Here is a 19470-nt window from a genome sequence, read left to right as displayed (position 1 = left end):
TCATCCCTCCCGCCGGTCGAGGCGGAACAGGCGGGTGTAGGCCCCGGCGATGACGAGCGACAGCACGAGCATGAGGACGGAGACGGCCCCGCCCCCGCCGAAGTCGGACTCCACGAGGAACTCGCGCCAGGTGACGTAGGACAGCGTCTCGGTCGTGTCGCCCGGACCGCCTCCGGTCAGGATGAAGATCACATCGAAGATCAGAAGCGCGGAGAGCGTACGGAAGATCAGCGCCACCATTAGGGCGGGCTTGAGCAGCGGGAGGGTGAGCTTCCAGAAAGCGTGCCAGGCGCCGGAGCCGTCGACCCGGGCCGCCTCGTAGATGTCGCCGGGGATGACCTGAAGGCCGGCGAGCAGGATGATCGCCACGAACGGCACGGTCTTCCAGCCGTCGGCGACCGCGATCGCGATCCACGCCGTCCACTCGCCCGCCAGCCAGGCGGTGTCCACCCCGAACAGGAACGACAGGACCCCGCTCTGCGGATCCAGCATGGTCTTCCACGAGATCGCGGCCACCACGGTCGGCACCGCCCACGGGATCAGCACCGCGGCCCGCACCAGGCCGCGCCCTCGGAATCGCCGGTGCAGGACGAGCGCGACCATGAGCCCCACAGCCATCTGCACCGAAACCGAGACGACGGTGAAGAGCGAGGTCCTCGCCAGCACCTGGGCGAACTGGGGGTCGCCGAGCAGCGCCCGGTAGTTCTCCAGGCCGGCGAAGCCGGCGCTGGAGGGATCGGTCAGCACGACGTGGCGGAGGGAGTTCCACAGGTTGTAGGCCAGCGGGAACGCGGTGATGGACAGCAGGATGAGCACGGTCGGGGCCACCAGCAGGTAGCCCAGTCGGTCGGAGGAGGGCCTAGCCATTCGCGGCGATGTCCCGCACCTCGGAGGCGGCAGTGGTCAGCGCCTGCTCCGGCGGGGTCAGGTTCGACAGGACAGAGGACAGCATGGTCTGCAGGCGGTCGGAGATCTTCGGGTAGTTGGTCGCGACGGGCCGCTGCACGGCGACCTCGGCCACCTTCTGGACCTGCTTGAAATAGGGGGCCTCGGCGAACAGGGTCTCGTTGTAGGCGGCCGTCACCGAGGGCGGGTTGCCCGTCGCCAGGGCGCGCTTGACCTGGACGTCGGCGCTGGTGAGGTGCTGGATGAGCTTCCAGGAGGCGGCGGTGTGCGCGCTCTTGCCATTGATGGCCAGCATCTCCGCGCCCAGCGTCGCGCCGGTCCCGGCGAACGGGGCGAACCCGATCTTCCCGGCGGCGGGCATGCCCTCGGAGGCGGAGAACACGAATGGCCAGTTGAGCGCGAACACCGCCTGGCCGGAGCTGAACGCCTGCTGGACCTCGCCCTCCTTCCAGCCGGTGACCGCCTGGGGCGCGATCTTGGTCTGGTGGATGGAGTCGCGCATGAACCGTAGGGCCCGCCGGTTCTCGGGGGTGTCGAGGTTGGCGGGGTCGAGCTTGCCGCCGAAGCCGCCGGCCATGGCGAGGAACGCGGTGATCGCGCCCTCGTACTTGGCGCCCTCGAAGGCGAGGCCGTACTTCACCTTCGGGTTGGCCTTCATCGCCGCCTGTGCGGCCGCGACGAGTTCCTCGGGGGTCTTGGGGGGAACCTTGACCAGGTCGGTGCGGTAGAACAGCCCCTCGGTGTTGATGAACCACGGCACCGCGTATGTCTTGCCCTGATAGCGTCCGGCGGTCAGCGACGAGGGCATGAAGGCGCCGAGGTCGGGCTTGAGCGTGTCCAGATCGAGGAGCCAGCCGGCCTTGGCGAGGGACGCGGGGTAGATGCCGTCCACCTTGAAGACGTCGGGCGTGCCCGACCCGGCGACGAACCGGTGCTGCAACTGCTGCAGGTACTGGGTCGCGTCCGTGGAGAGCACCTGCACCTCGACCTTGATCGAGGGGTTCGCCCGCTCGAAGTCCTTGATCGCCGCCTGTGTGGCCTCGCCCTCGGGGCCCAGTCCGGCCAGCGCGAAGACGATGGTCTCCGGCCCGCCCCCGGCGTCCGCGCCGTCGGACTTGCCGCCATCCGTGCCGCCGCACGCCGTGACCAGCGCGAGGCCGGTTGTCAGGGCGACGGTGAGTCGTGCGATGCGCATGTTGGAACCTTTCGAAGTCGCTCAGAGTCGGGTCAGAGTCGGGTCGTACGGCGCTGGGCGTCCGGAAGGTCCTCACGCAGCCGCACACCGTGGCCGGGCGCGCGGCCAGGCCGCGCCACGCCTCCGCTGATCTCGGGCAGGCCCGTCACCAGCGCGTCGTACCAGGTGTGCAGGAAGGCTCTGACGGTCTCCTGGATCAGCCCGTTCGGCTGGCTGCACACGAAGTGCACGCAGGTGGCCAGGGTGGCGGGGCCCGTGCAGTCGTGCGGCGCCACCGGCACCGCGTAGGCGTCGGCGAGCGAGGCGATCTTGCGTGCCTCGGTCAGCCCGCCCGTCCACTGGATGTCGAGGGTGAGCACGTCCACCGCGCCCGAGTCCAGCAGCGGCATGAACCCGCGGCGGCCGACGCAGGTCTCACCGGCCGCGATCGGCACGCCCTCGACACGGGCGAGGCGGGCGTAGGCCGCGGTGGCGTCGGCGCGCAGCGGGTCCTCCACCCAGTACGGCCGGTACGGGGCGAGCGCGACCAGGATGCGTTCGGCCGCGGGCCGGCTCCACAGGCCGTGCAACTCGACCATGAGCCGCATGCCGAGGCCCACCTCCTCGCGGACGGCCGCCAGGACCGCCAGCCCCTGGTCGAGGTCGGCCTGGGAGATCTCGGTCCCGCCCGTGCGCTCGGCCGCGGTGTCGAACGGCCACACCTTCATGCCGCGGATGCCTTGGTCCCACAGGTCGCGGGCGAGCCCGGCCGGGTCGGTGAGGAACGCGCGCAGATCCTCGTAGCGCTCCCCGCTGCCGACCCCCCAGTTGCGGGCCTCCTGGCGGGCCGAACTGGAGATGTAGCCCGGCCCCGCGCACGTGTTGTAGATCGCCACCTCATCCCGCACGGTCCCGCCGAGCAGGTCGGTGAGCGGCAGCCCGGAGACCTGCCCGAGCAGGTCCCACACCGCGATGTCCACGGCGCCGTTGCCCCGCGTCTCGACGCCGGCGCCCTGGTAGCCGACGTATCCCGTCAGCAGCCCGGCGACCCGCTCGGGCGTGGGGTCGCTGACGCCGAGCAGCACCTCGGCGAGGCTTTCGTGCAGGTACGCCTCCACGGCCCTGGCCCCGTAGAACGCCTCGCCGAGCCCGGTCAGGCCGGTGTCGGTGTGCAGGCGCACGAACAGCAGGTTGGGCTGCACGGCGGGACGGATGGTCTCGAGCGCGACGATCTTCACGCGCTTCGCTCCTTAGTAGTCAGATGAACCGGCTCTCGCGCTTGAGCACGGCCTGGATGTTGCCGGCGTCGACGACCTCGGCGCCGGTGTCGTAGGTCTTCGCGGGGAAGCCGGGGTCGATCTCCATCGCGATCAGCGCGGCCGCGATCCAGCCCTGCGCATAGGGGTTCTGGCCGAGCGAGAAGTGGATGGAGCCGTCCCTGATGCCCTCCAGCACCGGGCCGACCAGGTCGAACCCGCCGATGCCGAACCGGGTGACGATGTTCTTCTGCTTGACCCAGGCGGCGACGTACTGGTGGTCGATCCCGGCCATCGACCACCCCACGATCTGGTCGCCCAGGCGGGTGTGCAGCGCGTCGATCTTGCCGATCGCCTGACTCTGGTCGAAGGAGCTGACGAAGTCGAGGCCCTCGTACGCGGTGCCGTTCTCCTTGTTGTAGGCGGCGATGCCGCGCTTCATGCCCTCGATGCGCTGCTCCAGGGCGCTGTTGCCGGGGGCGCCGTTGCCCAGCACGATCTTCCCGTCGGTCCGGTTCGTCTGCTTCCGCGCGACCGCGCAGATCTCCCTGCCGCAGATCTCCCCGGCGGGCACGAAGTCCTGGCCGACGAAACCCACGCCGAGCTTGTCGTAGCCGCCGCTGGCCACGTTGGACAGCACCACCTTCGTCCCGGCGCCGAGGGCACGCCTGATGTTGTCGTCGAAGGAGCGCTCGTCGACGCGGGTCAGGATGAGGCCGGCGGGCTTGGCGTTTATGGCGCTCTGCTGCAGTTCGACCGTCTTCTGTACGTCCTGCTGGGCCGGTCCGATGAACTGCGTGGTCCAGCCCATGAGGGCGCCGAAGTCCTTGAACCCGGCCTCGACCGGGGCGAAGAAGGGATTCTTGTCGTGCACGACGAAGATGACCTTCTTGCCCTGCTGCGGGCCGCTGCCCGAGGCGGCCGTCCCCGCGGCGGGGGCCGGCTTCTTCTCGCTGCTGCACGCGGTGACGAGGGCAAGGGCGGCCGAGCCGTACAGCAGGCCGCGGCGGGTGGGTGAGGACGGTGAGGATGTGGTGGTCATGAGTGGACTCCTCTCCTGGAGCGCCTGGCGATCACGGTGTTGACCAGCACCGCGACGAGAATGAGCAGGCCCGTGGCGACCTGTTGCCAGTTGTCGTCGATCCCGAACAGAACCAGGGCGTTGCTAATGACGCCGGTCAGCACCGCGCCGAGGAGGGCGCCGAGGATGCTGCCGGTGCCCCCGGACAGCGCCGCGCCACCGATGACGACCGCCGCGATGGCGTACAGCTCGTAGCCGACGCCCGTGGACGGCGGCGCGTTGCCGAACTGGGCATTGATGACGGTGGCGGCGAGCCCGCACAGTGCGCCGCTGACGCAGAAGCACGTGATCTTCACGCGGGCGGTCCCGATGCCGGCGTTCCCCGCGGCCGAGCTGTTGCCCCCGGTGGCGTAGACGTCGTACCCGAACTCGGTCTTCGCCAGCACGACGGAGGCGATCACCACGACGCCGCCCATCCACAGGGTGCTGGCGTTGAGGTTGGTCGCCGGATAGCCGGCGAACAGGGCGTGGAAGAGCGGGTCGCGTGAGCCGTCCACCGGCACGTCGTCGGCGATCAGCAGCGCGAAGCCCCGCAGCACTCCCATGGCGGCGAGCGTCACGATGAAGGACGGGATGCCGAGCCCGGTGGTCACCAGCCCGTTGACCAGCCCGATGAGCACGCCCACGCCGATGGTGAGCGGCACGGCGCCGCCCACAGGGACGCCGATCTCGGTCACCAGGCTCGCCAGCGTCACGGCGAGGAACCCGTACAGGGAGCCGACGGACAGGTCGATCTCCCCGGCGATGAGCACGAACGTCATGCCGACCGCGATGATGCCGAGCACGGCGATCTGCTGGGCCACCGTAAGCAGGTTGGCCGTCGTCATGAAGCCGTCGGCGAGCACCGCGCAGGCGGTCACCACCACGGCGGTCGCCACGACGACGCCGAACTCGCGGGCACCGAGGAGCCTCTTCAACAGTGTCCCCGCCGTGTCGTCGACGGGCAGGTCGAGCGCGTGCGCGGTCACCTGTTCACTCCTCGGGTCGTTTCGTGGAGGGCGCCGGCGGGGTCGAGCGCGGCGGCCGCCCGGTCGCCGAGGATGAGCCCGACGATCTCGGCCGCCGACGTCCCGGCCACCTCGAGCACGCCCGACACCAGGCCGCCGCGCATGACCACGACCCGGTCGGCAACGGCGAGCACGTGGTCGACGTTGTGGCTGACGACCACCACGGCCTTGCCCTGCGCCTTCAGATCGGCGACCAGGCGCAGCACGTTCGCCTGCTGCTCCGGCCCGAGCGCGGCGGTCGGCTCGTCCAGCAGCACCAGCCGGCCGCCCTGGTGGACGGCGCGGGCGATGGCGACACACTGCCGCTGCCCGCCGGACAGCCCGCCCACCGGCAGCCGGACGGAGGGGATGCGGATCCGCAGCGTGTCGAGCACCTCGCGCGCCTCGCGCCGCATCCTGCGGGCGTCCACGAATCCGAACCGGCGCGGCTCCTGGCCGAGGAAGACGTTCGTGGCCACGTCGCGCTGGTCCACCAAGCCGAGCGTCTGGTACACGACGGCGACACCCCGCTGGGCGGCGTCGCGCGGCGACCGGAACGTCACGGGCACGCCGTCCATGCGTAGCCGGCCGGCGTCGGGGCGGTAGGCGCCGCAGATCATCTTGACGAGCGTGGATTTGCCGGCGCCGTTGTCGCCCATGAGGCCCACGATTTCGCCTTCCTCCACCGCGAAGTCCACGCCGCGCAACGCCTCCACACCACCGAAGCTCTTGCGGACGCCGATCGCTTCGAACAGGGCCATTCGATCCTCCTCGGATCCGATCCGAGCTCTGGTCAAACTGGTAAGACCGGCCATGCCAGATTACGGTGGCGTAAGCGACCCCGCCGGTCAATGGGGTCGAAGTTTCGATGAGGTAACGGACTTACCGGTAAGACCGGAAGGAGGAGTGAACGAAAGCCTCCGGACCGCTACGGTGGCGGCATGCGGAGTGAAGGCATGCAGGGGGAGCAGGAGGAGAAAGTGTTCTCCAAGGAGGACATGGCCGAGCGGCTGGAGCTCGAGCTGCTCTCCGGGCACCTGGCCCCGGGGGCGAAGCTGGCGTCGGAGCGGCAGCTCGCTGAGCGCTTCCGGGTGAGCCGCCCGATGGTGCGCGAGGTGCTGCGCACGTTGGAGGAACGCGGCCTCATCGAGGTGCGGCCCGGCCGGGGCGCCTTCGTCCGGCGCAGCGACCCGGCCGCCTCGGTCAGGCCGTTCGACACCGCCTACCGGCAGCGCAAGCCGACCCCCCGCGACCTCGTACAGGCCAGGCTGATGCTGGAGCGCGAGACCGCGCGGCTCGCCGCGGAAAACGCCACGGACCAGGACGTCGCGGCCATGGAGGCCGCCCTGGCCCGCTGCGACCAGGCGCGCGACGTGGTGTCACGGGCGCGCGCCGACCTCGACTTCCACGCGGCCGTGGCGCGCGCGTCGCGTAACCCGGTGATCGAGACGATGTTCGGTTCGATCACCTCGCTGGTCTTCGAGCTCATGATGCGCAGCCTGAGCGACCCGGAGATCTCCAGAAAGGGGCTCCCGTATCACGAGCGCGTCCTGGCGGCGATCAAGAAACGGGACCCGGAGGCCGCGACGGCGGCTATGGAGGGCCACCTGGGCCTGGCGCTGCGCACGTTCGGTAATGATCTGGACCAGAGCCTCGACCTGGTCGCGCAGCGCCGCATAGAGCTGCTCCTCGCACTGAGCGAGGAGTGACCATCCTCCGGCGTCCAGTGGCCTCCCTCATCGGCCGTGCTCAGTCGAACTGGAAGAGCGAGCAGCCGCCGTCGGCGAGCAGCACGGTGCCCGTCAGGTAGTCCCCCGCGCCGGAGCACAGGAAGCCCGCCACGCGCGCGACCTGCTCAGCGGTCTGCATCTCGCGCAGCGGGATCACCCTGCTCACCCGCTCGCGGTACTGGGGCTCCGTGGCGTACTGGTGCGCGGCCAGGCCCGCCTTGACGATGCCCGGCGCGAGGACGTTGACCCGGATACCGTGCGGTGCCAGTTCGCGGGCGGCCGAACGCGCCAGCATCTCCAGACCTGCCTTCGTGGCCGAGTACGCGGCGATCTCCGGCCACGGCACCGAGCCGACCCAGGAACCGGTGAGCAGGACCAGGCCCCGCGTGCCCGCCTTCGCCATCTGCCTGGCGGCCGCCTGGGTCAGGTTGAACGCCCCGGTCAGGTTGACGTCCAGGTGAGTCTGCCAGTGCTCCTGAGTGATTTCCAGGAAGGGGGCGGACCGCACGATGCCCGCGTTGCCTATGGCGACGTCGAGCCCGCCGATCTCGGCCAGCGCGGCGGACAGCCCGCCGCTGTCGCGCACGTCGGCCTGCCGGTATCGGACCGCGCCCGGCAGGCTCCCGAACGGCGCCAGCCATTCGGCCGCCGCATCAGGGGCGGCCAGGTCGAGCAGGGTGACATCCGCGCCGCGGCCGGCGAGCTCGCGAGCCATCGCCCGGCCGATGTCGCCGGCACCGCCGGTGATGGCGATCTTGCTGCCCGAGAGGTCTGTGAGTGAGGCGGTCTGACCGGTCATGCCGCAGAGTTTCGCGGTGCTGTACCGGGAGTGTCAAGCGCGCGTCCGGTTCCCGCTTTGACGACCCCCCAGGCTCAGTGGGGCCCCGGAAGAAGTCCGCGATGGCCTGCCCGACCCGGGAGTGAGGCTCTTTGACCAAGGGGGTGACCTCGAAGCCGGCGATCGCCGGATCGCTCAGCACGTCGGCCGGCGCGTCGGCGTCGTGGGCGGGTGCGGTCAGCTGCCGCAGCCCCGGGTCCTGATAGTCGTAGGTGGCGACCAGCAGCGCCACTCGCCGGCCCATCGTCTCTACCCGTTCGAATGGCGCCGAATGTAGGCGTCGAGGAGCTCACGTCGTTCCTTCGACGTGGCTCGTTCCAATTCGACAACGTCGCCATCGATCGTCACCGAGATGCGGTGCCTGCCGGCCTGCCGCTCCAGCCAGTCGCGCGTTGGCCCCGTTCGGAGCTGCTCCGGCCCCGGTCAGGGCGACGGAGTCCACGTCCAGTTCGATGAGTTCGTCGCGTAACCGGCGCACCAGTCGGTCTGCTCGCTCCAGATCCGTTTCAGGGTCGGTCCGCAGCACAAGGACCACGCTCAGCGCCTCTTCACCGCCAGCATCTGCCGCCCCCAGCGTCACGATCCAGGACGCGGCAGCCTCGTCCGCCAACCCCGACTGGCCAGGGCGCCGCCGCTCCGGATGCTGACACGGTAGGCGACATCTCGAACGGCTGGGCATTGCTCGTTTCGCGTGGGAGATCCGTCCCGGTGCGCGCTCCGGCATGGCAGCGTACGGTGGAGCCTCGACGAAAGGAGTGACATGGCTGAAGTGGTCCTGTTCCACCACTGCCAAGGGCTCACCAGCGGTGTGAACGGCTTCGCGGACCGGCTTCGGGCCGCGGGTCATACGGTCTTCGTGCCCGATCTGTACGAGGGCGCCACCTTCGCCACCCTCGAGGAAGGAGTCGCCCACGCCGAGAAGATCGGCTACGAGGCCATTATCGAGCGTGGTGTCGCCGCGGTGGCCGGGCTGCCGGGTGGCGTGGTGTACGCCGGGTTCTCCCTCGGCGCGCTTCCCGCGCAGAAGCTCGCCCAGACGCGGCCCGGCGCGCTGGCGGCGCTGCTCTATCACGGTGGGATTCCCGCCTCCACCTTCGGGGGTCCCTGGCCCGAGGGCGTCGCCCTCCAGATCCATGTCAACGATCGTGACGAATGGAGCGAGCTCGACGTCGTCCGGAAGCTCGTGGACGCGAGCGCCGATGCCGAGCTGTTCACCTATGCGGGGTCGGCGCACCTGTTCACCGACGACAGCCTCGACGAGTATGACGCCGACTCCACCGAGCTGGTCCTTGAGCGGAGTGTCGACCTGCTCGACCGCTGGTCTTGAGCGGAACGAACCGCGTCACCGACAAAGCCGCTCCAGGCGGGCCAGGGCTCAGCGGGCGGCGTCCCAGGACTTGAGGAGGCGCTTGGGGGCGCGCAGCCGCCAGGCGTCCGTCAGCAGCTCCGCCAGCTCGTCCCGCTCCACCGCGCCGAACCGGACGAGCACGGCCGCGTAGCCGTCGTAGTGCGGCGTCGTGAAGAACGTCTCCGGCTGGGCCGCGATCAGCTCGCGCTTGTCCTCCTCGCTCGCGCAGAGCACGACCAGCACGTCGCCCTCGTCCCGGATCCTGGCGAACCACTTGCGGTCCACGTAGAAGGCGGGAGTGCCGTACATGGAGCGCTCGCTCGTCCCCGGCAGCGCCAGCGCCTCCCGCCGCACGTCCTCCTCCGTGATCACACCCCCATCCTCGCCCGCCTCCGCCTCGGACGGCAACCCGCCTCCGCGGGTGAGTGCGCCGGTACGGGGGCGCCACGGCAGGCGTGGGGGAGCGCGTGACGGCGTAGGCTGGGGCGGGTTCGAGGAGGAAGAAGGAGGCGAGCCGACGTTGCGTGCTGAAGGCGTCACGAGGACACCCGCGGTGCGGACGGCCGTCATCTGGGAGCTGCTGCTGGCCCAGCTGAGCGAGCTGGCCGCGGCCGCCGGGCGTGATCGGCTCGGCATCGTCGACGCGGGCGGCGGCACCGGGGGGTTCGCCGTGCCGCTGGCCGAACGGGGCCACACCGTCACCGTGGTCGATCCGAGCCCCGACTCCCTGGCCGCGCTGGAACGCAGGGCCAAGGAGAAGGGCGTGGGGGTGCGCGCGCTGCAGGGCGACGCGGCCGACCTGGGCGAGCTGCTCGATCGCGACAGCGCCGACCTGGTGCTCTGCCACAGCGTGCTGGAGTACGTGGACGACCCGATCAGCGCGATGACGGCCGTCGCCGGGCTGCTGCGCGGCGGCGGGGCGGTGAGCGTGCTGGCCGCCAACCCGGTGGCCGCCGCCATCCACCGCGCGCTCGCCGGGCACTTCGACGAGGCCAGGGTCGCGCTCGCCGACCCCAGGGGCACCTGGGGCGACCGCGATCCCACGCCGCGCCGCTACACCGCCGAGACCCTCGCCGAGCTGCTGAGGGCGACCGGCTTCACGGTCGGCGCCGTCCACGGTGTGCGGGTCTTCACCGACCTGGTGCCCAGCCGGTTGGTCGACGCCGAGCCGGGGGCGGCCGAGGCGCTGGTGGCGCTGGAGCAGGAGGCCGCCGTCCACCCGGTGCTGCGCGACATCGCCACGCAGCTGCACGTCTTCGGACACCGGAGCTGACGGCCGTGCTGTAGAACGGGTGTTCGGATAGGATCGGCGACGTGTCCCGCAAGCAGATCACAGGCATCGGCCCCGCTCCGCGGACCGGGGTCGATGACAGCGGCTGCCCGATCCTCCACGTCGACATGGACGCCTTCTTCGCCAGCGTCGAGCTGCTGGAGCGCCCGGAGCTGCGCGGGACCCCGGTGATCGTGGGGTCGCCCGCCGGGCGCGGCGTGGTGCTCAGCGCCACCTACGAGGCCAGGGCGTTCGGCGTCCACTCGGCGATGCCCATGGCCAGGGCGCGCAGGCTGTGCCCGCGGGCCACCATCATCCCGCCCAGTCACGGGAAGTACACCGAGGTCTCCAGGGGCGTCATGGAGATCTTCCATTCGATCACCCCGCTGGTCGAGCCGATCGCGTCCGACGAGGCGTTCCTCGACGTGGGCGGCGCCCGGCGCAGGCTGGGCTCGCCCGGCGCCATCGCCGCGATGATCAGGGCACAGGTGCTGGAGCGTTACGGGATCACCTGCTCGGTCGGGGTGGCGAGCAGCAAATTCGTGGCAAAGCTCGCCTCCAAGCAGTGCAAGCCCGACGGCCTGCTCGTGGTGCCCGCCGGCGAGGTGGTGGCGTTCCTCCATCCGCTGCCCGTGTCGGCGCTGTGGGGCGTCGGCGAGCGCACCGAGCAGGCCCTGGTGCGGCTGGGCATCCGCACGGTGGGCGACCTGGCCAGGGTGCCGCCCGCCACCCTCCGGCGCGAGCTGGGGCAGGCCGCGGGCGCGCATCTGGCCGCGCTGGCCTGGGGGCGCGACGAGCGTCCCGTGACCGCGCACGTGCCCGACAAGAGCATCGGCAACGAGGAGACGTTCGCGGCGGACGTCGACGACCCCGAGGTGATCAGACGCGAGCTGTTGCGCCTGTCCGAACGGGTGGCCGCCCGGATGCGTAAAGGCGGCCACGTGGGCAGGACAGTGAGTGTGAAGCTCCGCCGGGCCGACTTCTCCACGATCACTCGATCACGGACCCTCAAGGAGCCGACCGACGTGGCCCAGGAGATCTACACCACCGCCTGCGACCTGTTCGAGGCGGCGGGGCTGGAGCGAGTGCGGCTGCGGCTGGTCGGCGTCAGGATGGAAAACCTGTCAGCCGCCGACTCGGCGTCGCGCCAGCTCACTCTGGGTGAGCGCGAGACCGGATGGAGAGAGGCCGAGAGGGCGATGGACCGGGCGATCCGAAGGTTCGGGCCAGATGCGGTGCTCCCGGCGTCGCTTGTACGCGGCAGACTTGATGAAATGGAGGCATGACGCCGATGTCGCGACTTGGGGGGAGTGGACAATCGATGCCCCACAATGGAGCAATGACGTCACCTCCGGTTTGGTCTGCGTTGGACGTTTGCTTTCGCCTACGTCTACAGCCTCGTATTCTGGGGATAACCGACCGCGAGGTTCGGACACCCCGTGTCGTCCGTTGCCGTCTTCCCCGTCCTGGGGCCGTCCTTGGGAGGCGCCGTGCCGCTCTCTGAGCACGAGCAGCGCTTGCTCGACCAGATCGAGCAGGCCCTCTACGCCGAGGACCCGAAGTGGGTCAACACCGTGAGGATCAGTGACCCGCGCAGCCATTACAAGCGCCGCCTGATCAAGGCCTCGATCGGCTTTGCCCTCGGCGTCGTCCTGCTGATGGTCGGCGTGGTGATCAACCTGATTCCGCTCGGCGTCGGCGGTTTCGTGGTCATGCTCGCCGCGTGCCTGTGGGGCCTGTCGAGCTGGAAACGTATGAACGGGTTCGGTGACTCGGCCCCGGCTCCCGGTGCGCCCGTCCCCGGCAAGCAGACCCGCCGCAACCGCGGCAGCTTCATGGAGCGCATGGAGGAGCGCTGGCGCCGCCGCCACGACGAGCGCTGACCCGCGCCGCCCAGCCGCCTCCGGACGATCGCGCGGCCGTCCCCAGGGGAGACGACCGCACGGTCGGCCAGGCGGGCGAGCCGCCGCATCAGGAGCCCTTGTGGGCTGCCGTCCTCCGGAGCCGCAGGCTCTCCAGCATGTCGAACCCGTCCAGCAGCCGCTCACCCATGAGCCGCATCCTCCGCAGCGTCGACGGGGGCAGCAGCACCGCTCGCACCCGCCTCCCGCGCGACACCGTCGCAGCCAGGGCCTGCCGCACCTTGCGCAGGTCCTTCTTCATGGGCGCGACCTCGCCAGGGTCCCTCGCGAACAGCGCCCGCTCCACCGTCGCCGCGATCGACGCCACGGCGGCGGCCGGTTCGGGGCCGAACTCGTACTGCTGGGTCAGCCGCCGCGCCAGGGCGCGCGGCGTCTCGCTGGTCCTGCGCGCCATCCCGTAGTCGAGCAGCACGTCGTCCAGTTCCGCCCACGCGGCCGCCACGGCCGGCTGGTGGCCGCCCCGCATCCTCGCCGTCACCTCGTCGGACGGCGCCTTCGCCGTCCAGCCGAGGACGCGCATCCGCCTGCTCCGGGCCGCCAGCCGGATGCCGGCCGGGATCAGCAGGACGAGCAGGAGCGCGCCCGCCCCGATGCCGAGCTTGCCCGCCAGCGGCATCGAGTCGTCCGGCGGCAGCCCGATGGGCGCCAGACGGGCCTCGCGATCGAGCTCGCGGGGGTTCACCCGGGCCTGCGGGTCACGCGCGTCGTCCTCGGCGCCGCTGGTCGCGCCGGGCGTCGGGCCGGCGGTGTCGCCGGCCGGGTCGGGAGGCGGCACGGTGTAGGCGGGGACGCGGGCGCTGCCCTGGCCGAACGAACCGGTCGGCGTGGGCTCGAACGGCAGCCAGCCCACGCCCTCGAAGTACAGCTCGGGCCAGGAGTGCGAGTCGTTCGTCCCCACCAGCCAGCGATCGCCGATCTTCGTGCCGCCCGTGTAGCCGATCGCCACCCTGGCCGGGATGCCCACGAGCCTGGCCAGCACCGCCATCGACGCCGCGAACTGCTCGCAGTAGCCGGCCCGGCTGCGGAGCAGGAAGTCCTTCAGCGCGGAGTTGCCGTGCCCCTGCGTCTTGAGGCTGTAGGTGAAGTCGCCGGTCTTGGTGAAGAACTCCTGCAGCTTCACCGCGGCCTCGTAGGTCGTGTCGGCGCCCGCGGTGATCTTGGCCGCCAGCGCCTCGATCTCGGGGGGCAGGTCGTCCGGCAGCTTGAGGTAGCGCGGGTCGGCGCCCGCCCGCGCCCGCGGCAGCGAATCCAGCAGCTCGCTGGTCGGCGCGGGCTCGCTCGAGGCCACCTGGTACTCCAGCCCCGCCGCCTCGTCCCGGGTGGAGAAGACCATGAGCGTGCTGACGTCCGCGCGCCAGTCACCGTCCACCCGGATCTGCCTCGGCGGGTACGGCAACGGCAGGAACGACAGCTTGGCGATCTCGTCGCTGATCTGCACGCCGGTCACCACGTTGGCGACCTTGACGCCGCCGCTCAGGCCGGGAGGAGGCGGCAGCGGGCCGTTCTCCGTCCGGTTGTCCGGAGAGCCCTTCGGCTCCGTCATGCCGAACTGCTCGCCGTCGAACGTGTCGAGCGAGTAGATCCTGAGGTAGCGCGGCTTGTCGTCGTTGTTGGTGTAGGACAGCACGACCCGCTTCTCGGGCAGCTCCAGCTGGCCCTTCAGGTTGGCGATCGGGTTGGGGATGCTGATCGAGTTGCCCGAGCCCGACCCCCCGCCGCCGACGCCGAACGTGAAGAACGACACCGGCTCCATCGCGGGCAGCGCGGCGGGCAGCAGCACGGCCAGCGCGATCGCGGCGAACCCGATGCGCTTGCCCGACAGGCGCAGCCCGCGCGTGTCCACCGCCGGACCCGCCCCTCCGGGCCTGCCGCCCTGTGCACGACCCCGTGCGCCACCGGGTGGGCCACCCGCCATTCGGGTCCGGCGCACCAGGACCGCCCTGCCCCAGTGGCCCAGCCGCTCGCGGCCGTCCGCGACCAGCAGGCTGGTGAAGCCGAGCGCGGCGACGATGAACGCGGGCCAGCTGATCGGATCCGTGAGGATCGTGGCCGGCACCACCGACAGCGCGAGCAACGGCAGCCCGGCCAGCGCCGCCCGCCGGAGCCGCACGGCGAACAGGTCCACCAGGATCGCGATGAGCGCCACCCCGCCCGCGGTCAGCAGGGAGATGCCCACGTTGGCCGGCACCGGAGCGGCGAACCGCTGGATGTCGGCCCACCCGGTGGCCAGCAGCCGCGCCAGCTCCACCACCGACCCCTTGGTCGGCACCACGAACGCCCACGCCTCCTCGGCGGCGTACGAAGCGGTCAGGTAGATCCACAACGCGACCAGGGCGACAGGCGGCGCGGCCCAGACGGGCAGCGCCAGGCGGCCGCTCAGCACGCTCGCGGCCAGCACCGCCAGCACCGCGCCCAGCGACCCCCAGATCCACGAGGCGGAGTCGAAGAGCGGATGCAGCAGGATCGCCGCGGACATCGAGGCCACGGCGGCGGCGATCGACAGCCTCATGCCGCGCCTCCCTGGCCGATCGCGAACCTGCCGCGGCTGCCGGCGTCCTGCCACACGGAGGCGATCGACGCTCCGGCGGGCAGCCGCACGATGCGCCAGCCGTACCCCGCCAGCACGCTCTGCACCGCCCGGTGGTTCTCGGCGGCGTCCGGCTCCGCGCCGTCCCAGGTCTCGACGTCCAGCAGCACGGCCACTGCGGTGACGCCGGTGTGCCTGACCCGCGCCAGCTCCCTGGCCTCCTCCGGGTCGAGCGCGCCGAGCACGGCCACCACCAGCCCGTCGCCGCCGCCCTGGCGCAGCGCCGACACCGCCAGCTCCAGCGAGCGGGCCGGGCTGTGACGCACCACGGCCAGCGTGTCCAGCAGCGACCAGCTCAGCCCCGTGTCCGTCAGGTGCTCGGCGCCCTGGTCGGTGACCAGGCGCAGGCCCAGCCCCTCATGGGCCAGGTGCACGCCGATCGACGCCGCGGCCGACACCGCCACCTCGAACGACGAGCGCGGTCCCTCACCCCGGTGGGCGTGCCTGCGCGTGTCGAGCAGGAGGGCGCCGCGGCTCTGCCACTGCTGCTCCTCCCGCCGCACCATCAGCTCGCCGCGCCGGGCCGTGGAGCGCCAGTGCACCCGGCGCAGGTCGTCGCCCTGCCGGTACTCGCGCGGGGCCACGTCGTCGTCACCGGCCGCGGCCACGCTGCGCGTGCGGCTGTCGCCGCCGCCCGTCCACTCGCCCGACAGCCGTACGTGGGGCAGCGCGACCACGTGGGGCGTGATCACGAGCGTGTCGCTGATCGTGAACGAGCGGGTCAGCTCCACCAGGCCGAACGGGTCGGCGATGCGCACCGACAGCGGGCCGATCGTGTAACGGCCGCGAAGGTCGGAGCGGACCCGGTAGTCGATCTCCCTGATGCCCCGGGACTCCACCCGGTCGAGCACGAATCTCGGCCGCACCCCCAGCGCGTACGGCACCGTGTCCTCGATCAGCAGCAGGCCGGTGGGGAGGCGGGTGATGTTCTCCAGGCGCAGGGTCACGGTGGCCTCGCCGCCCACCTCGGCCCGCGCCGGGTCGAGCCGCCGGGCGCAGCTGAGCCGGTAGCGGGTCCGCGCCACCACCATCGCCGCCAGCAGCGGCAGCGCCGTCACCAGCACCCCGATCCTGAACAGGTCGTTCTCGCCCAGCAGGAGCGCCATGAGCAGCGCCGCGATCCCGGACGCGAGGAACGACCTCCCCCGGGAGGTGAGCGCGCGCAGCCCGTCCCTCACGACGCTCGCGTCTCCGGCACCGGCACGCGCCTGACGAGATCGGTCACCACCTGCTCGGGCAGCCGCCGCTGCCCCTGCGCCTCCACGCTCGGCAGCAGCCGGTGCGCGAGCACGGGCACGGCCAGGTCCTGCAGGTCGTCGGGGATGACGTAGTCGCGCCCGGACAGCGCCGCGTGCGCCCTGGCCGCCCTGACCAGCTGCAGCGTCGAGCGGGGAGAGGCGCCGAGGCGCAGGTCGGGGGAGTGGCGGGTGGCGACGACCAGGTCGATGGCGTACTTCTTGACCGGCTGCGACACGTACACGCCGCGCACGGCCCCGATCAGGGCGCGCACCTCGGCCGTCGTGGCCACCGGCTCCAGCTTGTCCAGCGGGGAGGCGCCGCCGTGCACGTCGAGCATCTCCAGCTCGGCCGACGGCTCGGGGTAGCCCATCGCGACGCGCGCGGTGAAGCGGTCGCGCTGCGCCTCGGGCAGGGGGTAGGTGCCCTCCATCTCGATCGGGTTCTGCGTGGCGATCACCATGAAGGGCGCGTCCAGTTCGTACGTGACGCCGTCGACCGTGACCTGGTGCTCCTCCATGCACTCCAGCAGGGCCGACTGCGTCTTCGGGGAGGCGCGGTTGATCTCGTCGCCCACGACGATGTTCGCGAACACCGGTCCCGGCTTGAACTCGAACTCGCGGGTCTGCTGGTTGTACGCGCTGACGCCGGTGATGTCGCTCGGCAGCAGGTCGGGTGTGAACTGCACGCGGCGGACCGGGCAGTCGATCGACCGTGCCAGCGCCTTGGCCAGCATGGTCTTGCCCACTCCCGGCACGTCCTCGATCAGCAGGTGGCCTTCGGCGAGCAGGACCGTGAGGGTGAGACGCACGGCGTCGCTCTTCCCCTCGACAACCGACTCGACCGCCTCGCGGATCCGGTGCGCGGTGGAGACCAGCTCGTCGAGCCGGGGAGGGACGTCATGGGTAAGTGCCACCAGGCCTCCATGAGAAGTGCTACGGGTGTCCCGGCGGCGTCGGTGCCATTGCGGGAGCCAAGCCTTTCCTTTTCCATTGTGGGTACGACCCTACGACGCTGCGGGTTCTCGGGCGACATTTGACGATTTTCCACAGAACACAGGGAGTGTCCTGTTTTTGTGGCATACGGGTGCCAATCCCGTCACACAGACCACGCGATCCGCTCCACCTTCCTCCACGCCCCGCGCCGCCCGGGCCGCCCGGAGCCGAATTCCGGGATCTTCTCAACCCTCGACACGCCCATGAGGGTTGGCGTGCCCCACGCCCCGCTCCACCTCGCTCCACCGCTCTGACCTGGGCAAACGCAGGGCGGGGGAGCGGTGGGGGGCGGTTGAATCAGTTGACGGTGGGGAGAAGTGGAGTATGGTGGTGCGCAGTGGAGGGCACGGTGCATCAGCGCTGGGCGCTTCGCTAGGCACGGGAGGTGGAGCCGATGTTCCTCGGCACCCATCAACCGCGCCTCGACGACAAGGGACGGCTGTTCCTGCCGGCTAAGTACCGTGAGGAGCTGGCGGAGGGTCTTGTGATCACCAAAGGCCAGGAGCGATGCCTCTACGTCTTTCCTGTGGAGGAGTTCCAGCGCATTACCGAGGCTCTCAGCACCGCCCCGGTCACCGCCAAGGCGGTGCGTGACTACAGCCGCGTCCTGTTCGCCAGCGCGTCCGACGAGACTCCCGACAAGCAGGGGCGCATCACGATCCCGCAGAGCCTGCGGCACTACGCCGGCCTGCAGCGTGACTGCGTGGTCATCGGGGCCAACACCCGGCTGGAGATCTGGGACGCGCAGGCATGGGACACCTACCTCGAAGCCCAGGAGCAGGCGTTCGCCGATCTGTCGGAGGAGGTGCTGCCAGGGATCCTGTAGTAGCCACGGTAGATCCGTCGGAGATGTCGTTCGGCGAGGTCTCCACCCGCAACCACTGTCCTCCAGCTGATGCACCTTCCCCGGTGTCAGATGGCGGGCGTCACGAAGAGGGTGCGGATGGGGACCTGGCCGGGCGGCGCCGGGTGGGGACCCAGGAAGGTCCGACGGATCACCGTACGCGTCAACCGCGAGCAAGGACGCGAGAGGGGGGTTGGAGATGCACGACACCAATGGCACGGGCGGTCACGTTCCGGTCATGCTCGACCGCGTGCTGGAGCTGCTGGCCCCGGCGCTCACCGGCGCGCGGCCGGTCGTCGTCGACGCCAACCTCGGCCTCGGTGGCCACTCGGAGGCCCTGCTCGCCGCTCACCCGTCGCTCCACCTGATCGGCATCGACCGCGACCCCTACGCGATCGAGTTCTCCACCCGCAGGCTGGCCCCCTACGCCGGCCGGACCACCCTCGTGCACGCCGCCTCCGACCAGATGGCCGACGTGCTGGCCGAGGCGGGCCACCCGACCGTCGACGGGGCGCTGTTCGACCTCGGGGTGTCCTCGCCCCAGCTCGACGAGGCCGAGCGCGGGTTCGCCTACTCCTACGACGCGCCCCTCGACATGCGGATGGACACCGAGCAGGAGCTGACGGCGGAGAAGGTCGTCAATACCTACTCGGTTTCGGACCTAACGCGCATCCTCCGCGATTACGGGGAGGAACGGTTCGCACCGCGTGTCGCGGGCCTCATTGTCAGGGAACGGGCCAAGGAGGCCATAACGTCGACTAAGCGGCTCGCGGAGATCGTTCGCGAGGCGATCCCCGCCGCTACCCGGCGCACCGGGGGCAACCCCGCCAAGAGGACTTTCCAAGCGCTGCGCATCGAGGTGAACGCGGAGCTCGCCGCCCTGGAGGCGGCGCTTCCCGCGGCCCTCGACGCGCTGGCGCTCGGTGGGCGAGTCGTCGTGCTCTCCTACCACTCCTTGGAGGACCGGCTGACCAAGCAGGTCCTCACGGCGCGAACCAGGGACACCAGCCCGCCCGGGCTGCCCGTCCCGCTGCCGGCTCACCAGCCGCGGTTCCGCCTCGTGACGAAGGGAGCCGAGCTCCCTGGCGAAGAGGAGGTCGCCCGCAACCCGCGGGCCGCCTCGGCCCGGCTACGGGCGGCAGAGAGGATCCGTGTTGACGACCAGGACTGAGCAGGAGACCGGGCGGGAGGCACCCGCCCGCGGCACCCTGCCCCAGACCGGCCGGCGCAGGCCAGGCGGGCCGCACCAGTCCAAGCCGGTGCCGGCCACGGGCCCCACCCAGGGGCCCGGCACCAG

At 71.1% G+C, this 19470-nt stretch carries 18 protein-coding genes; 7 read left to right on the top strand and 11 right to left on the bottom strand.

Annotated elements, in window-relative coordinates; genetic code table 11:
* Genes DQW85_RS20295 through DQW85_RS20270 form a run of 6 tightly spaced genes read right to left on the bottom strand, consistent with a single transcriptional unit; the run spans window position 1 to window position 6164 of the window.
* Window positions 1–867 (bottom strand): carbohydrate ABC transporter permease, encoded by an 867-nt coding sequence (locus DQW85_RS20295; RefSeq protein WP_113701872.1) that lies wholly within the window; start codon window positions 865–867, stop codon window positions 1–3.
* Entirely contained in the window at window positions 860–2101 is a 1242-nt protein-coding gene (locus tag DQW85_RS20290; RefSeq protein ID WP_113701871.1) for an ABC transporter substrate-binding protein, read from the bottom strand. Before DQW85_RS20290 ends, DQW85_RS20295 begins: the two co-directional genes overlap by 8 nt.
* Before the next feature lie 32 nt (window positions 2102–2133).
* On the bottom strand, window positions 2134–3318 hold the full coding sequence (locus DQW85_RS20285) for a mandelate racemase/muconate lactonizing enzyme family protein (protein WP_113701870.1): 1185 nt from the start codon (window positions 3316–3318) through the stop codon (window positions 2134–2136).
* 19 nt (window positions 3319–3337) lie between these two features.
* Complete coding sequence (locus DQW85_RS20280) at window positions 3338–4378, bottom strand: substrate-binding domain-containing protein (protein WP_113701869.1); 1041 nt, start codon at window positions 4376–4378, stop codon at window positions 3338–3340.
* Complete coding sequence (locus DQW85_RS20275) at window positions 4375–5385, bottom strand: ABC transporter permease (protein WP_113701868.1); 1011 nt, start codon at window positions 5383–5385, stop codon at window positions 4375–4377. Before DQW85_RS20275 ends, DQW85_RS20280 begins: the two co-directional genes overlap by 4 nt.
* Entirely contained in the window at window positions 5382–6164 is a 783-nt protein-coding gene (locus DQW85_RS20270) for an ATP-binding cassette domain-containing protein (protein ID WP_113701867.1), read from the bottom strand. The genes DQW85_RS20275 and DQW85_RS20270 overlap by 4 nt, the downstream gene beginning before the upstream one ends.
* A 180-nt stretch (window positions 6165–6344) precedes the next feature.
* Here DQW85_RS20270 and DQW85_RS20265 point away from each other — a divergent pair, with 180 nt between their 5' ends.
* On the top strand, window positions 6345–7112 hold the full coding sequence (locus tag DQW85_RS20265; protein ID WP_113701866.1) for a FadR/GntR family transcriptional regulator: 768 nt from the start codon (window positions 6345–6347) through the stop codon (window positions 7110–7112).
* A 40-nt stretch (window positions 7113–7152) separates the two neighbouring features.
* Here the strand turns inward: DQW85_RS20265 and DQW85_RS20260 are convergent, their stop codons facing one another.
* Complete coding sequence (locus DQW85_RS20260) at window positions 7153–7932, bottom strand: SDR family NAD(P)-dependent oxidoreductase (RefSeq protein WP_113701865.1); 780 nt, start codon at window positions 7930–7932, stop codon at window positions 7153–7155.
* 799 nt (window positions 7933–8731) lie between these two features.
* Here DQW85_RS20260 and DQW85_RS20250 point away from each other — a divergent pair.
* Complete coding sequence (locus DQW85_RS20250) at window positions 8732–9298, top strand: dienelactone hydrolase family protein (RefSeq protein WP_113701864.1); 567 nt, start codon at window positions 8732–8734, stop codon at window positions 9296–9298.
* Between the two features lie 48 nt (window positions 9299–9346).
* Here DQW85_RS20250 and DQW85_RS20245 read toward each other — a convergent pair whose 3' ends face one another.
* Window positions 9347–9691, bottom strand: a complete 345-nt coding sequence (locus DQW85_RS20245) for an MmcQ/YjbR family DNA-binding protein (protein WP_113701863.1) — start codon at window positions 9689–9691, stop codon at window positions 9347–9349.
* 148 nt (window positions 9692–9839) lie between these two features.
* Between DQW85_RS20245 and DQW85_RS20240 the strand changes: the two genes are divergently transcribed.
* From DQW85_RS20240 to DQW85_RS20230, 3 genes are all read left to right on the top strand, one after another.
* Window positions 9840–10592, top strand: coding sequence for a methyltransferase domain-containing protein (locus DQW85_RS20240; protein ID WP_113701862.1), 753 nt, complete (start codon window positions 9840–9842; stop codon window positions 10590–10592).
* Window positions 10593–10633: 41 nt separating this feature from the next.
* Entirely contained in the window at window positions 10634–11875 is a 1242-nt protein-coding gene (dinB, locus tag DQW85_RS20235; protein ID WP_113701861.1) for a DNA polymerase IV, read from the top strand.
* Window positions 11876–12079: 204 nt separating this feature from the next.
* Window positions 12080–12472 (top strand): DUF3040 domain-containing protein, encoded by a 393-nt coding sequence (locus DQW85_RS20230; RefSeq protein ID WP_113701860.1) that lies wholly within the window; start codon window positions 12080–12082, stop codon window positions 12470–12472.
* An 88-nt stretch (window positions 12473–12560) separates the two neighbouring features.
* Here the strand turns inward: DQW85_RS20230 and DQW85_RS20225 are convergent, their stop codons facing one another.
* Genes DQW85_RS20225 through DQW85_RS20215 form a run of 3 tightly spaced genes read right to left on the bottom strand, consistent with a single transcriptional unit; the run spans window position 12561 to window position 17250 of the window.
* Window positions 12561–15020 (bottom strand): transglutaminase TgpA family protein, encoded by a 2460-nt coding sequence (locus DQW85_RS20225; protein ID WP_113701859.1) that lies wholly within the window; start codon window positions 15018–15020, stop codon window positions 12561–12563.
* Window positions 15017–16276: a DUF58 domain-containing protein gene (locus DQW85_RS20220; RefSeq protein WP_113701858.1), complete on the bottom strand. Its 1260-nt coding sequence runs from the start codon at window positions 16274–16276 to the stop codon at window positions 15017–15019. The genes DQW85_RS20225 and DQW85_RS20220 overlap by 4 nt, the downstream gene beginning before the upstream one ends.
* On the bottom strand, window positions 16273–17250 hold the full coding sequence (locus DQW85_RS20215) for an AAA family ATPase (RefSeq protein ID WP_113701857.1): 978 nt from the start codon (window positions 17248–17250) through the stop codon (window positions 16273–16275). The genes DQW85_RS20220 and DQW85_RS20215 overlap by 4 nt, the downstream gene beginning before the upstream one ends.
* 473 nt (window positions 17251–17723) lie before the next feature.
* Between DQW85_RS20215 and mraZ the strand changes: the two genes are divergently transcribed.
* Both mraZ and rsmH read left to right on the top strand, forming a co-directional pair.
* On the top strand, window positions 17724–18155 hold the full coding sequence (gene mraZ / locus DQW85_RS20210) for a division/cell wall cluster transcriptional repressor MraZ (protein WP_113701856.1): 432 nt from the start codon (window positions 17724–17726) through the stop codon (window positions 18153–18155).
* 217 nt (window positions 18156–18372) lie between these two features.
* Window positions 18373–19344 (top strand): 16S rRNA (cytosine(1402)-N(4))-methyltransferase RsmH, encoded by a 972-nt coding sequence (gene rsmH / locus DQW85_RS20205; protein ID WP_113701889.1) that lies wholly within the window; start codon window positions 18373–18375, stop codon window positions 19342–19344.
* Window positions 19345–19470 lie beyond the last annotated feature (126 nt).

The organism is Nonomuraea lactucae, assembly GCF_003313395.1.
In the GTDB taxonomy this organism is placed as follows: Bacteria; Actinomycetota; Actinomycetes; order Streptosporangiales; family Streptosporangiaceae; genus Nonomuraea; species Nonomuraea lactucae.
Note: the sequence above shows the minus strand (reverse complement) of the source record. Positions and strands in the feature narration are given on the sequence as shown.